The sequence below is a fragment of the Microbispora sp. NPDC088329 genome, from assembly GCF_040685655.1.
Taxonomy (GTDB): Bacteria; Actinomycetota; Actinomycetes; order Streptosporangiales; family Streptosporangiaceae; genus Microbispora.
Genome location: NZ_JBFBIP010000004.1, coordinates 228,661 through 241,056 on the forward strand (window position 1 = coordinate 228,661; position 12,396 = coordinate 241,056).

Consider the following 12,396-nt stretch of genomic DNA (forward strand, 5'->3'; position numbering starts at 1 on the left):
CCCGCGCATGTGAACTCTGCACGACCGCCGCGCCGCGACGGGGCAGATCTTGCCGTTCTCGCCGTACGGGTGATTCTCTAGGGTGCTCGGCATCGGAGGTGGCCCATGAAGGTCTCAGGCAGCGCGCTGGTCGCGGCGGAGCGCAAGCGGGTCTGGGACGCCCTCCAGGACCCCGGCGTCCTGGTGCGGACGATCCCCGGCTGCGAGCGCCTGGAGACGGTCGGCGAGAACGCGTACGCGATGACGGTGACCGCGGGAGTCGCCTCGATCAAGGGCGTCTACCAGGGCGAGGTGACGCTGCGGGACCAGGAGGAGCCGGACCGGTTCACGCTCGCGGCGCGCGGCCAGGGCGCCCCGGGCACCGTCGAGGCGACCGTCGCCGTACGGCTCGGCGACGCCGACGGCGGCACCCGGATCGACTACGACGCGGAGGCCGTGGTCGGCGGCATGATCGGCGGTGTGGGGCAGCGGATGCTCGCCTCGGTCGCCAAGAAGACCGCGGGAGAGTTCTTCGCCGCCGTCGAGCGGCACCTGCTGTCCGTTCCCGCCGTGCCCGCCGCTCCCGGTGCGGTGGCGACGGCGGTGGGCGAGGTGGCGCCGTCCGGGGAGACCACGACGCGGGTGTTCACCCGGGAGCCCGCGGCCAGGCCCGTGGGCCGGCCGGGCGTGCCGGCCTGGACCATGCTCGCGGCCTTCGGCGCGGGCGCCGGTGTCGCGCTCGGCAGCGCCGTGATCGGCTGGCTGCTGGGCCGGCAGGGCCGCCGCAAGTAGAAACGCGGCCGTCCGTCCGGCTGACAGTGCCGCCGCAAGTAGAAACGCGCGGCCGTCCGTCCGGCTGACAGTGCCGCCGCATGGAGAGCCACGCGGCCGTCCGCTGCTCCCGTCCCAGCGCTGTGCCGTACGCCCGTCCGGGCAGGGTGTGACGACAGGACGGCGATTCTTCGGCAGAGTGCGCCGGTTCTTCCGATCGGCGGTGATCGGTAAACACGGAGCATGTCCAGCGTCCGCATCGGGGTCGACACAGGCGGCACCTTCACCGACGTCGTGCTCGTCGACGAGGAGTCCGGCCAGATCGTCACGACCAAGACTCCGTCGACTCCCGCCAACCCGGCCGACGGTTTCATGGCAGGCGTGCACAAAGTGCTCGAGGCCCACGCGGGGTCTCACGCTCTCGACGCCGTGTCCGCCCTCGTCCACGGAACCACCGTCGCCACCAACCAGTTGCTGGAGGATCGCCCGGACGGCACGTCCCACCTGGGCTTCGTCACCACGGAGGGCTTCGAGTCCGTTCTGGAGATCGCCCGGCAGAGCGTGCCGGACGGGTACGGCAACTCCTACTTCTGGGTCAAGCCGCCGCGGATCGTGCCCGTCCACCGGGTGCGTACGGTCGGGGGACGGCTCGACCACCTCGGCGGGGAGGTCCGGCCGTTCGACGAGGAGCAGGCCGCGGCCGTCGCGCGATGGTTCAGGGAGCGGGGCGTCACCGCGATCGGGGTGTGCTTCCTGCACTCCTACGCCAACCCGGGCCACGAGCGGCGGATGCGTGAGGTGCTGGAGCGCGAGCACCCCGAGGCGGTCGTGTCGCTGTCGAGCGACGTGCTGCGGGAATACCGGGAGTACGAGCGATCGGTGACCACGCTGGTGGACGCGGCGGTCAAGCCGACCATGCGGCGGTACATCGAGAACCTGTCCGAGCGGCTCGGCCGGCCGTTCTCGGTCATGAAGAGCAACGGCGGCGTGCTGTCGGCGGCCGAGGTGGTACACCAGCCGATCACGACCGTGCTGTCCGGCCCGGCGGCGGGGGCGCTCGGCGCGGCGCTGATCGCGGGGACCGCCGGGCACACGAGCGCCATCACCCTCGACGGCGGCGGCACCTCGACCGACGTGGCGGTGGTGGTGGACGGGGAGCCGTCGCTGACCACCGAGGGCCGCATCGGCCGCTACCCGTGCAAGATCCCGATGATCGACATCGTCACGGTCGGGGCGGGCGGCGGCTCGATCGCCTGGATCTCCCCCGAGGGGACGCTGAAGGTCGGCCCGAGGTCGGCAGGGGCGGATCCCGGCCCGATCTGCTACGGAAAGGGCGGCACCGAGGTGACGGTGACCGACGCCCACGTCTTCCTCGGCCGGGTGCCCCCGCACCTGCTCGGCGGCGAGATCGCCCTCGACGTCGCCGCCGCTCGGGCGGGTGTCGAGGCGCTGGCGGGCCGGCTGGGGCTGACCCCGGAGCGCTGCGCCACCGGGATCCTGGAGATCAGCGCGTTCAACCAGTCGAATGCGATCAGGCAGATCACCGTCCAGCGCGGCCTCGACGTGCGGGACTTCCCGATGGTCGCCTTCGGCGGCTCCGGGCCGCTGCTGGCCTGCCGTCTCATCGACATCCTCGGCCTGCGGGCCGCGATCGTCCCGCCGGACCCCGGGAACGTGTCGGCGTTCGGCCTGCTCACGGTCGACGTGAAGAACGACTACGTCCGCACGCACGTCGCCCGCGACCCCGCACCGGAAACACTCGCCGGGATCCTCGCCGGCCTGGAGGCCGAGGCGGCCGCCGCGCTCGACCGCGAGGGATTCGCCGGGCACGTCTACGCGCGCAGCGCCGACCTGCGTTACTACGGCCAGGCGTACGAGGTGCGGGTACCGGCCCCCGACGGGCCCGTGGACGAGGCGTGGCTCGGCGTGGTCGCCGAGCGGTTCCACGCCGAGCACGAGAGGCTCTACGGGTACGGCTACCGCGGCGATCCCCGCCACGCCGTCGAGTGGGTCAACCTCCGGGTGTCGGGCATCGGTCCCATCACCCGGCCGAAGATCGCGTGCAGGCCGCGCCAGGAGGACGAGCCGAGCCCGGTCGCGACCCGTGACGTGTACTACGAGCGGTGGGGCAGGACCGTGATCTACCGCCGCGGCGACCTCGGCGCGGGAGCCGTGGTGCGCGGCCCGGCCGTCGTCGAGGAGTACGGCTCGACCCTGCCGGTGCACCCCGGCTTCACGGCGACCATGGACGACTACGGCAACCTCGTGGTGGTGAGCGATGACCGGTAGGACCGCCGACCCCGTGCTCGTGGAGATCGTGGAGGGCACGCTCGCCTCGGTCGAGACGGAGGTGGAGACGGCGATCGCGCGGACCGCCCGCTCGCCCATGATCCGCGACGCGCACGACTTCCGCGCCGGCATCCACGACGCGCGGCTGCGCAAGCTGACCGGGCGCTCCTATTCGGCGCTGGTGCAGCCGGTCGTCCGCGACTTCCCGATCGAGACGATGCGACCGGGCGACGTGTTCTTCCACAACGACGTCTACCTGTCCGAGGGCGGCATCGGCCACCTGCCCGACCTGTGCGTGACGGTGCCGGTCTTCCATGAGGGCGAGGTCGTCGCGTTCGTCCAGGCGTTCGGCCACCACGACGACATCGGCGGCGCGGTGCCCGGGTCCATGCCGTCGCACGCGCGCAGCGCGTTCGAGGAGGGCCTGATGGTCCCGCCGATCAAGCTGTGGGACCAGGGCGTGCCCAACCGCGCCGCGCTCACGATCATGACGCGCAACTCCCGGATGCCCGACTCCCTGGCCGGAGACCTCGACGCGGAATGCTCGGCCTGCCTCATGGGCGCCCGGCGGCTCGGCGAGCTGTTCGACCGGTACGGCCGGGAGCCGGTCGAGGCGTGCTTCGACGCGATCATCGACACGACGACGGAGACGTTCCGCCGCGAACTGCTCGCGAAGATCCCCGAGGGTGTGCACGTCTGGGAGGACTACGCCGAGCACGACGGCGTGGATGAGCCGCGCCTGCACGCCCAGCGCATCACGCTCACCGTCGACCACTCCGCGGACACCCCGCTCACCATCGACTTCACCGGCACCTCCCCCCAGGCCAAGGGGCCGATCAACCACGCGGGCGACTACGCCGACGGGGTCTTCCTGAAGAAGTGGCTGGCGCCGATCCTGCGCAACCTCGCCGACACGCCCGAACGGATGGCCGAGCTCGACGTCAACGAGGGCGTCGTGCCGCTGATCAGGATGGTCTTCCCGGAGAAGGGCACCCTGCTGACGCCGATCTTCCCCGCGCCCACCAACGCCCGTACGTTCGTGATCCTGCGCCTGCTCGGCGTGCTCGCGGGCGTCCTGGCCAAGGCGACCGGCGGCCGCATGCCCGCCGACCAGGAGACCATCCGCTACACCGGCGTGTACGGCGAGTCGGACGACGGGCCGTACCTCATGCGTGAAGTGCTGGGCGGCGGGTCGGGCGGGCGCTGGTACGCCGACGGGGAGGACACCATCCACGTGGTGCCCGACAGCCGCAACATCCCGGCGGAGTTCGCCGAGTCACGCTGGCCGTTCCGGGTGGAGCGGCTGGGCCTGGCCGTGGACAGCGGCGGGCCCGGGAAGTTCCGCGGCGGCCTCGGCTACGACAAGCACATCCGCATGCTGCGGGACGCCTCCTTCATGTCGATCGCCGACCGCTCGATCCTGTCGTGCTGGGGCGTCAACGGCGGCCGGGCGGGCCGTCCCTTCCAGGTCACCGTGGACGGCGTGGAGATGGAGGGCCTGGTCGACGACTTCCCGGTACGCGCCGGGCAGGTCATCCGCATCCGCACGACCGGCGGAGGCGGCTGGGGCTCGCCGTACGACCGGCCGGCCGAGAAGGTGGCCGCCGACGTCCGCGACGGGAAGGTCTCGTTCGAGGGCGCGCGGGAGGACTACGGCGTCGTCCTGACCGGCACCCGCGACGAGATCGTCGTCGACGCCGAGGCGACCGGGCGTCTGCGGGAGCGGCTGCGCGAGACGCGTGCCGCCGCCTTCTTCGACCGCGGCCCCGGCTATCCGAAACTCTCCGGCGGCCTCCCGCACGCGGAGGTGGACACCGTCTGACGCGCAGCGGAAGCCACCGCCGCGACGGGCTGCCTTCCGTTCTGCCTCAGCCGCTCATCGCGGCGGCGGTGGACCTGGGCACTGTGGCGGGTGTGACGCGCAACTCCGCCTCCAGTTCGGCCATCACGTGCTGAACGGTGCTCCTCAGCCGCGCCCTGCGGCCGTTGAGCTCCTCGGCGAAGGCACGAGCCGCCGGGCCCACCCACACCGGTTCACCCCCGAACTGCGCACAGGCCCGATCGAGGGCCGACTCCAGGACGTGAACATGCTCCCGGACCGTCTCGAGCGCGGCCCGCAGGTCGTCGTGCTTCGGGTTCGGCACCAGGTCGTCGTCCGTGGGCACGTTTCGGGCTCCCATTTCAATGACCGCAGTAGACAGGTGGTCGAGCCGTGCTACTCCCTGAGATTATGTGGCCGGATATGGTTCCGGCGAGACACGGAGGCGGATTCGATGCCCGGCGCGCCCCTTTCCGTACGGCTACGCCCCATCGCCGTCGCGATCCTGCTGATGCTTCTCGCCCCAACCGCCTGCACATCAAAAGATTCCCCTACAGCAGCACAAGCAGGACAGACGCTGAAAAACCACGTCCTTCAACTACTCAAGGAGCGCAACGCCCAGAACGTAACCGTCACCGACCCCGGAGGCAAGAACATCCCCTGCGGCGACGGCAAGGCCAAACAAACCTTCGCCGCGACCGGCCAGGATCTCCCCCAGAGGAAACCCCCGGCTCTCGTGGACTCTTTGCTGGGAGCATTGAAGCGGGTGGCGCCCTACGACATCACCACTGTTGGTGATCCAGGAGAGCCTGTACGCGTGCGGAACGACGCCGCGCATACGCTCCTGACACTTGCATCACCGCGCGATGGCCAGTATTCGGTGAACGGCGAGACGGAATGCCTGACCGTGAGCTCGAACGGCTAGTAGATGCTTGCACGGCGCTGTGCCGCGCCTTTTCGCCCGTCATATCGATCGGCGAGAAAGCGGGTGACCTCCCCGAGGGAATTCTTGTCGCCGTCGAGGCCGTTGGTGATGAAGTATTGGTCGAGGGCGCGCAGGCCCTGATTGCCTGACTTGGCGATGTCGGAGAACGGACGGAGGTTGCCCTTGTCGTCGGCGATCGCGACGCCCGGAGGGCAGGCGGCCTGGTAGTTCTTCGGCGACACGGTCGCGGGGAACCCCGCGCCGAGGAGAAGGCCGGCGACGGTGTGCTGGCGGGCCAGGGTCTCGGCGTTGTCGCCGTCGTGCAGATGCTCGACGTTCGTCTTCTCGTCGGGGCCGAGGTCGTTCAGCAGGCCACGACTCTGGTCGAGCATCAGCCACAGCAGTTCTCCCTGCGGCAGGGCCTTGCCGAGCACCAGCTGGCTGGCGTCCCAGGCCATGTCGCCCGCCAGTTCGTTCCGCTCCGCGATGTCGTCGAGAGCCTTGAGGTGCTTCTCGGCGGCGGCGAGCTCGAAGCCGCGGACGTTGCCCAGCGCTGCGAAGACGTCGTCCAGGCGAGAGGGGTCCGCGGCTTGCAGCATCGGCGGCACGTTCACGCCGACGAGGCGTTCGGCGAGGTCGCCCATGCCCTGGTCGAACGGCCTGCGGTCGGACTCGCTGCCGGCGAAGGTGAGCAGGAACCGGTAGGTGTCCTCGGGGCTCAGCCGGAACGCCGGTGCCAGGCCCGGCACCCGCGAACGGACCGGGCCGAACGCGCTGGGCAGCAGTTGGTTGGAGTCGCCGAGGTTCGCGCCCTCGGCCATCTCGGTGGCGTACGCGCCCGCGATCCCGGCGAGGTGGACCCGCGTGGGCGGAGCGAAGCGGAACCCCGACGTGCCGGTGACGACGGCGAACGCGAACCGCGCGGCGACGTCACTGTGGGCTCCGTCCTTTTCGTCGTACGCCCCGGACGCGGCGGCGAGCATCCGCCCGAACGCGTCGGCGGACGTGGCGTCTACGGCTGCGCGATCGTTCACATTCCGGAGGAACGTCACGAGGTCGGGCCGCCGGTCACGCGGGGGGAGACCCCGAAGCGTGAGCAGTTGGGCGGCCGCGTCCTTCGGGAGCGGGCTGTTCCTGGTCGCCAGCGCGATCGTGAGCCGTGCCGCCGCGGGATCGGCGGCCAGCGCCTTCAGATACGGCGCAAGAGTCTCGCCTCGTGACTCGTCCCGAGGCAGGAACACCTGTGTGACCACCACCTCGGCGAGCCACTCCGTGGGCAGGCGCCCCGAGGACAACAGCTCGCCGATGTCCCTGCGGTCCTCGTCGCCGTCCGCCCTGGCGCGTACGCCCGCGGCGACGGCCGCGAAGTCGGGGACCGTGGAACCTCCGCTCACCGCCGAGCCGAACGCCCGGCTCGCGGTCCGTACGGCCTCGTCCACGTTCTCCTGCAGCACTTGACGCAGCCGCCGGGGCAGTTCGACGGTGCGGCGCACGCCTATGCCGGCGAAGAAGGCGGCGGTGAACTCGGCATCGTCGGCGTGCGCGGTCAGGTCCTCGACGATCTTGCGGTACTTGTTCACGAGGTGGAAGTCGAACGGGGCGTCCGGATCGGCGTGCTTGTACGCCGTGGCGAGCGCGCCGCCCAGCCGCCGAGCCTCGGCCGCGCCGAGGAGGTTCTTCTCGTCGTACGGCACCAGCGAGCCCGGCGACCAGCTGGGCGTGTGGGACAGGCCCACCGCCAGCCGGTGGCGGCGGCGCAGGTCGGGCAGCCCGTCGTCGATCCACCGTTCGATCTCGCCGATGGGGTTCAGGGACGCGGCGGGCAGCCCCTTCGCGGCGAACAGCCGCCGGACGGCCTCGGCGCGCTCCCCGATGACCCCGCGGGCGTGCTCCAGCTCCTTGACGAAACGATCCATGGGCTGTGGGGATATGCCGCTGAAGTCAGGCGACAGAGGTCCCGTGCCCGATGCATCCGATCCCACGTCTCGCCCCCAGGTCGCGTACCGACACGCACGTCGTCCCCGATTTTCACCGTACCGTTCCGCGCGCCCCGGCGCCGGTGATTGGCGGCGGTGTCCGTGGGTAGCCGTCCAGTAACGGCACATACGGGATGGTGAGTTACAAATGGCGTCTATCGTTCAGCGCATCAGGGACTACCTGCAGAGCCCCAAGGGTCGCGAAAACGTCGAGAAGACCAAGACCGCGGTGCGTGATCCGCAGAACCAGCAGCGGCTGCGCCGGCTGATGGACCAGTGGCGCGGCCATCGCACGCACCGCTGACCGGCCAGGACCGGCCAGGACCGGACGGCGCGAGGCGGACGTGGGCAGGCCGGACGCGCGGACGCTGATCGCGCGGGTGCTCGACCCGCACTCGTGGAAGTCGTGGGACGAGCCCCCGCAAGACCGGGCCGCGCCGGGGTCGGAGTACGCCGCCGAGATCGCCCGCGTCCGCGCCAGGACGGGATACGACGAGTCGATCGTCACCGGCGAGGGCACCCTCGACGGCCGTCGGGTGGCCGTCGTCGCCTGCGAGTTCTCCTTCCTGGCCGGCTCGATCGGAGTGGCGGCGGCCGAGCGGCTCGTCCGGGCCGTCGAACGGGCCACCGCCGAGCGTCTGCCGCTGCTCGCCGCCCCCGCCAGCGGCGGCACGCGGATGCAGGAGGGCGCGCTGGCCTTCACCCAGATGGTGAAGATCACCGCGGCGGTCGCCGCCCACCGCGCCGCCGGCCTGCCGTACGTCGTCTACCTGCGGCATCCCACGACGGGCGGAGTGTTCGCGTCGTGGGGCTCGCTCGGGCACGTGACGGCCGCGGAGCCGGGAGCGCTCATCGGCTTCCTCGGGCCGCGGGTCTTCGAGTCGCTGCACGGCTACCCGTTCCCCAAGGGGGTGCAGGTGGCCGAGAACCTCTACGCCCACGGGCTGGTCGACGCCGTGGTGTCGGCCGAGGACGCACGGGACGTCGCCATCCGGGTGCTGGCCGTGCTCTGCGCTCCGCGTGCCGGTCTGGAGCCCGGCCCGGAACCCGAGGAACCGGCCGAGCAGGTTCCGGCGTGGGAGGCCATCACCCGCTCACGCCGCGACGACCGCCCCGGAGTGCGCGACCTGCTGAAGCACGGCGCGCGGGACGTGACGCCGCTGCACGGCACCGGCACGGGGGAGCGTGACCCCGGCCTCCTGCTGGCACTGGCCAAGTTCGGCGCCGCGCCGGCGGTCGTCCTAGGCCAGGACCGGCGGCCGCACCGGGTGGGCGGCTCACTCGGCCCCGCCGGGCTGCGGGTGGCCCGGCGCGGAATGCGCCTGGCCGCCGAACTGCGTCTGCCGCTGGTCACGGTCGTCGACACCGGCGGCGCAGAGCTGTCGAAGGCGGCCGAGGAGAGCGGCCTGGCCGCCGAGATCGCCCGCTGCCTGGCCGATCTCGTCATGCTCGACGCGCCGACCGTGTGCCTGCTGCTGGGCGAGGGCGCGGGCGGCGCCGCGCTGGCCCTGCTCCCGGCCGACCGGGTGGTCTGCGCGCAGCACGCCTGGCTGTCTCCGCTCCCGCCGGAGGGCGCGTCGGCGCTGCTGTACCGCACCGTCGACTTCGCCCCGGAGATCGCCGCGGCTCAGGGCGTACGGGCCGCAGACCTGCGGCGGGACGGCATCGTGGACCGGGTCGTGCCGGAACGTCCCGACGCGGCGTACGAGCCGGAGGAGTTCTGCCGCAGGGCCGGCCGCAGCCTCGAACACGAGATCGCGGGCCTGCTGGAGCGACCGGCGGGGGAGCGGATCGCGGCCCGGTTCGCCCGCTATCGGTCGCTGGGCTCCTGAGGACCCCGCGCCGGCGCGGGTCCGGCGCAGGGCTGGCGCGGGCCGCCGGGGCCGCGCTCGGCTTCCGCGGGCGTCAGGGCTCCAGGGCCCCTTCCCCCCGTTAACGGTCGCCCGTCTCCTGACCGTCCGCCCGGTCAGGAGCGAGCGGCACGGGCACGCGCTCCACCCGGATCGCGTGGACCTCGTCGCGGGGTACGACCACCTCGTACGCGCCGTGGTCCACCAGCCAGTAACCGAGCGCCTCGGCCTTGAGGCCGTTGTGGCCGGTGTAGGCGATGTGCAGGCCGCCCTCTCCGCCGTCGCCGCCGTCGTCCTCGTCCAGCACCAGGCACGGCTCGCCGCCGAAGGCCCCGACCGTGCGCAGCAGGGTGAGCCGTTCCAGCGCGGACCTGCTCACCCGGAGCCGCCAGTAGCCGCCCCCGGCGGTGAACCCCTCCTGCGGCGTCTCGCTGAACAGCACCACGTCGTCGCCACCGGGCCCGACCGCGGCGGCGTAGTCCCGGTCGCGGTAGCGGGCGACGAATCCCAGACCGGCCGGCTCGATCTCGCTCATCGCGCCGGTCGCCAGGTCAGGCCGTCGTACCCGGCGAAGGGACGCTCTCCGGCCGCGGTGAGGTGCACGATCTCCGCGCCCGCGGGGATCGGCATGGGCATCGTGTGGAACTGCGGCACCACCTGCTCGCGCGAGGCGGTGAAGCCGTTCCCGGTGAAGGGCGGTGCATCGCTCCAATCACCGCCCATGTGCGGGCCGTACGGGACGACGTAGGTGTCGATGTCCCGCGCGTCCCAGCGCATGATGTACAGCTCGGGCACGTCCGGCGTCAGCTCCGATCCGTCGAAGCACAGGTCGAGGGCCTCGACGAGCGCGGCGGGGGTGGTGAGGCGGTCGCAGTCCTGCACGCGGTAGACGTAGCCGGAGATGATCGTGCGACGGCCCGACAGGTACGGCACGAGCAGCCGCGGCGGAACCACCTTCTGCATCCGCGTCCTGCGTCCCGGCTCGCTCATGGGGCCAAGTTTACGATCTCCTGACTCCGAGCCGGCGGTGTTCGAGCGAGGGGAGGGTGGCGCGCGCGGTCTCGGTCCACGCCGCGTCGATCTCCGCGATCAGCACGCCGGGGCCCGTGCCCAGGTCATGCCGGGCGACGCCCATCGGGTCGACGAGCATGCTGCGGCCGACACCGAACCCGTCCGGTATGGCGGGATTGGGGGCTTGACCGACCGCGATGGTCCACGTGGTGTTCTCGATGGCCCTTGCCCGGACGAGGGTCGTCCAGTGGTCCTCCTTCAGCGGCCCCGAGCCCCAGGCGGCGATCATCGCGAACGTGTCCGCGCCCTGGTCGACCAGCGCGCGGGCCAGCTCGGGGAAGCGGACGTCGTAACAGGTGATGAGCCCGATCCTGAGCCCCGCCAGCTCCACGACCGCCGGCGCGTCCCCCGGCGCGACCAGCTTCGACTCCTTCGCGCCGAAGGAGTCGAACAGGTGGATCTTCCGGTAGGCCGCGGCGAGCGAGCCGTCCTCCCGCAGGGCGACCGCGGTGTTCCAGACCCTGCCGTCCGCGGCGGGTTCGAAGACGCCGGCGATGACGGCCGTGCCGTGCTCGCGTGCGGCCTCGGCCAGGCCGGTGACGAACGCGCCGTCCAGCGGCTGGGCCGTCTCGAGGATGCCCGGGCCGAACCGGGCGAGCGTCGCCTCCGGGAACACGGCGAGGTCCGCCCCCCGGGCCCGCGCGAGTGCGTCACGCACGGTCGCGAGGTTGGTCTCCGGGTCGTGGTCGACGGGGATCTGGCACAGCGCTACGCGGGTCACGGACCACAGTCTGCCCGGTCGCCGCCACGCCCCACCAGGTGCCCCGCGAAGTGCCCCACCAGGTGAGCGTGCGCCACACCCGTTCCAGCGGGCCGTACCGGTGCCGGGTGAGCCACCACCTGCAGAAGACCGCCTGCGCGGCGACGGTGACGACGGCGAGCACCACGATGGCGGTCCCCGTGCCGTCGGCCTCCAGCAGCGGCATCGCCAGCGCGATCACCGTCGTGCCCGTCACGTAGTTGGTCAGCGCCATCCGTCCCAGCGCCTCGAACACCGCCGTATGACGGGCGAGCAGCAGGAACGCCGCCGCGTACGCCACCGCGCCGCACAACGCCGCGGCCTGGTAGACCCCGCCGCCGGGCGGCGCGTGGTTCCACCACCAGGTGAGCCCGGCCGCGAGCAGGGCCGCAGTCCCGCACACGACGCCGAGCAACGGCCCGCCGCCCAGGCCGTCGGCCCCGCCGAGGCGTGTCGCCCCCCGCTCCGCCTCTGCCGGAACGGCGCCCAGGCCGAGCAGGAACAGTGCGGTGATCAGCACGTACGGATGAGAGTCGAGCACGGCGGCGACCAGCGTGCCGCAGCCCACGAGCAGCACCGCCCCGCGCGGCAGGAGACTCGCGGGAAGCAGGACGACGGCCCCCAGCAGCGCGTACGGCAGCAGCACCTCGCCGGGCTCGATCAGCGTGTGCGCCGCGCCCAGCACGGCGAGCACGGCCAGGCGCCGGAGCATGACGACGCGCGGGCGCCGCGTGCGCAGTCGCGCCGAGCGCAGGAACAGCGCGAACGACAGCCCGAACAGGAACGCGAACATCGGGTAGAAGCGGCTCTGGAACAGGTTCGCCATCACCCAGTCCAGCGAGGTCGGCCCCCGCCGCACCGTCTGCTGCCAGGCGTTGACCAGCATGATTCCGCACACGGCGAACCCGCGCAGCGCGTCGACCCGCCGGATCCTGCCCACCGCCATGCTCAGCCAGCCCCCTCGTGCCGGTCCCTTC

The 12,396-nt window shown here is 72.1% G+C and carries 12 protein-coding genes; 6 read left to right on the forward strand and 6 right to left on the reverse strand.

Going from position 1 to position 12,396, the window contains the following annotated elements; translation table 11 throughout:
* Positions 1 to 105 precede the first annotated feature (105 nt).
* From AB0O28_RS11140 to AB0O28_RS11150, 3 genes are all read left to right on the forward strand, one after another.
* Positions 106 to 771: a carbon monoxide dehydrogenase subunit G gene (locus AB0O28_RS11140; RefSeq protein ID WP_363638774.1), complete on the forward strand. Its 666-nt coding sequence runs from the start codon at positions 106 to 108 to the stop codon at positions 769 to 771.
* Between the two features lie 222 nt (positions 772 to 993).
* A complete protein-coding gene (locus AB0O28_RS11145) occupies positions 994 to 3,039 on the forward strand; it encodes a hydantoinase/oxoprolinase family protein (protein WP_363638776.1) in 2,046 nt (681 codons plus the stop codon).
* Positions 3,029 to 4,861, forward strand: coding sequence for a hydantoinase B/oxoprolinase family protein (locus AB0O28_RS11150; protein WP_363638778.1), 1,833 nt, complete (start codon positions 3,029 to 3,031; stop codon positions 4,859 to 4,861). The genes AB0O28_RS11145 and AB0O28_RS11150 overlap by 11 nt, the downstream gene beginning before the upstream one ends.
* A gap of 46 nt (positions 4,862 to 4,907) precedes the next feature.
* Here the strand turns inward: AB0O28_RS11150 and AB0O28_RS11155 are convergent, their stop codons facing one another.
* Complete coding sequence (locus AB0O28_RS11155) at positions 4,908 to 5,204, reverse strand: hypothetical protein (RefSeq protein ID WP_363638780.1); 297 nt, start codon at positions 5,202 to 5,204, stop codon at positions 4,908 to 4,910.
* A 108-nt stretch (positions 5,205 to 5,312) separates the two neighbouring features.
* On the opposite strand from AB0O28_RS11155, the gene AB0O28_RS11160 reads away from it, so the two are divergent.
* Positions 5,313 to 5,783 (forward strand): hypothetical protein, encoded by a 471-nt coding sequence (locus AB0O28_RS11160; protein ID WP_363638782.1) that lies wholly within the window; start codon positions 5,313 to 5,315, stop codon positions 5,781 to 5,783.
* Here AB0O28_RS11160 and AB0O28_RS11165 read toward each other — a convergent pair.
* The gene (locus AB0O28_RS11165; protein ID WP_363638784.1) at positions 5,780 to 7,699 is read right to left on the reverse strand and encodes a hypothetical protein; all 1,920 of its coding nucleotides are present in this window, start codon (positions 7,697 to 7,699) and stop codon (positions 5,780 to 5,782) included. The genes AB0O28_RS11160 and AB0O28_RS11165 overlap by 4 nt on opposite strands.
* A 208-nt stretch (positions 7,700 to 7,907) precedes the next feature.
* On the opposite strand from AB0O28_RS11165, the gene AB0O28_RS11170 reads away from it, so the two are divergent.
* The gene (locus tag AB0O28_RS11170; protein ID WP_363638786.1) at positions 7,908 to 8,063 is read left to right on the forward strand and encodes a hypothetical protein; all 156 of its coding nucleotides are present in this window, start codon (positions 7,908 to 7,910) and stop codon (positions 8,061 to 8,063) included.
* A gap of 40 nt (positions 8,064 to 8,103) precedes the next feature.
* Complete coding sequence (locus AB0O28_RS11175; RefSeq protein ID WP_363638788.1) at positions 8,104 to 9,591, forward strand: carboxyl transferase domain-containing protein; 1,488 nt, start codon at positions 8,104 to 8,106, stop codon at positions 9,589 to 9,591.
* A 100-nt stretch (positions 9,592 to 9,691) separates the two neighbouring features.
* Here AB0O28_RS11175 and AB0O28_RS11180 read toward each other — a convergent pair whose 3' ends face one another.
* Genes AB0O28_RS11180 through AB0O28_RS11195 form a run of 4 tightly spaced genes read right to left on the reverse strand, consistent with a single transcriptional unit; the run spans position 9,692 to position 12,365 of the window.
* A complete protein-coding gene (locus tag AB0O28_RS11180) occupies positions 9,692 to 10,144 on the reverse strand; it encodes a hypothetical protein (protein WP_363638790.1) in 453 nt (150 codons plus the stop codon).
* A complete protein-coding gene (locus tag AB0O28_RS11185; RefSeq protein ID WP_225898026.1) occupies positions 10,141 to 10,599 on the reverse strand; it encodes a hypothetical protein in 459 nt (152 codons plus the stop codon). The genes AB0O28_RS11180 and AB0O28_RS11185 overlap by 4 nt, the downstream gene beginning before the upstream one ends.
* A gap of 10 nt (positions 10,600 to 10,609) precedes the next feature.
* Positions 10,610 to 11,401 carry a carbon-nitrogen hydrolase family protein gene (locus tag AB0O28_RS11190; protein ID WP_363638792.1) on the reverse strand — a complete coding sequence of 264 codons (792 nt, stop codon included), beginning with the start codon at positions 11,399 to 11,401 and terminating at the stop codon, positions 10,610 to 10,612.
* Positions 11,331 to 12,365 (reverse strand): DUF418 domain-containing protein, encoded by a 1,035-nt coding sequence (locus AB0O28_RS11195; protein ID WP_363638794.1) that lies wholly within the window; start codon positions 12,363 to 12,365, stop codon positions 11,331 to 11,333. The genes AB0O28_RS11190 and AB0O28_RS11195 overlap by 71 nt, the downstream gene beginning before the upstream one ends.
* Between the last annotated feature and the right edge of the window lie 31 nt (positions 12,366 to 12,396).

What these genes read in the sequence shown, in the direction of transcription:
- AB0O28_RS11140 (WP_363638774.1), top strand. Translation starts at nt 106, where the DNA reads ATGAAGGTCTCAGGCAGCGCGCTGGTCGCGGCGGAGCGCAAGCGGGTC.
- AB0O28_RS11145 (WP_363638776.1), top strand. Translation starts at nt 994, where the DNA reads ATGTCCAGCGTCCGCATCGGGGTCGACACAGGCGGCACCTTCACCGAC.
- AB0O28_RS11150 (WP_363638778.1), top strand. Translation starts at nt 3,029, where the DNA reads ATGACCGGTAGGACCGCCGACCCCGTGCTCGTGGAGATCGTGGAGGGC.
- AB0O28_RS11160 (WP_363638782.1), top strand. Translation starts at nt 5,313, where the DNA reads ATGCCCGGCGCGCCCCTTTCCGTACGGCTACGCCCCATCGCCGTCGCG.
- AB0O28_RS11165 (WP_363638784.1), bottom strand. Translation starts at nt 7,699, where the DNA reads ATGGATCGTTTCGTCAAGGAGCTGGAGCACGCCCGCGGGGTCATCGGG.
- AB0O28_RS11170 (WP_363638786.1), top strand. Translation starts at nt 7,908, where the DNA reads ATGGCGTCTATCGTTCAGCGCATCAGGGACTACCTGCAGAGCCCCAAG.
- AB0O28_RS11180 (WP_363638790.1), bottom strand. Translation starts at nt 10,144, where the DNA reads ATGAGCGAGATCGAGCCGGCCGGTCTGGGATTCGTCGCCCGCTACCGC.
- AB0O28_RS11185 (WP_225898026.1), bottom strand. Translation starts at nt 10,599, where the DNA reads ATGAGCGAGCCGGGACGCAGGACGCGGATGCAGAAGGTGGTTCCGCCG.
- AB0O28_RS11195 (WP_363638794.1), bottom strand. Translation starts at nt 12,365, where the DNA reads ATGGCGGTGGGCAGGATCCGGCGGGTCGACGCGCTGCGCGGGTTCGCC.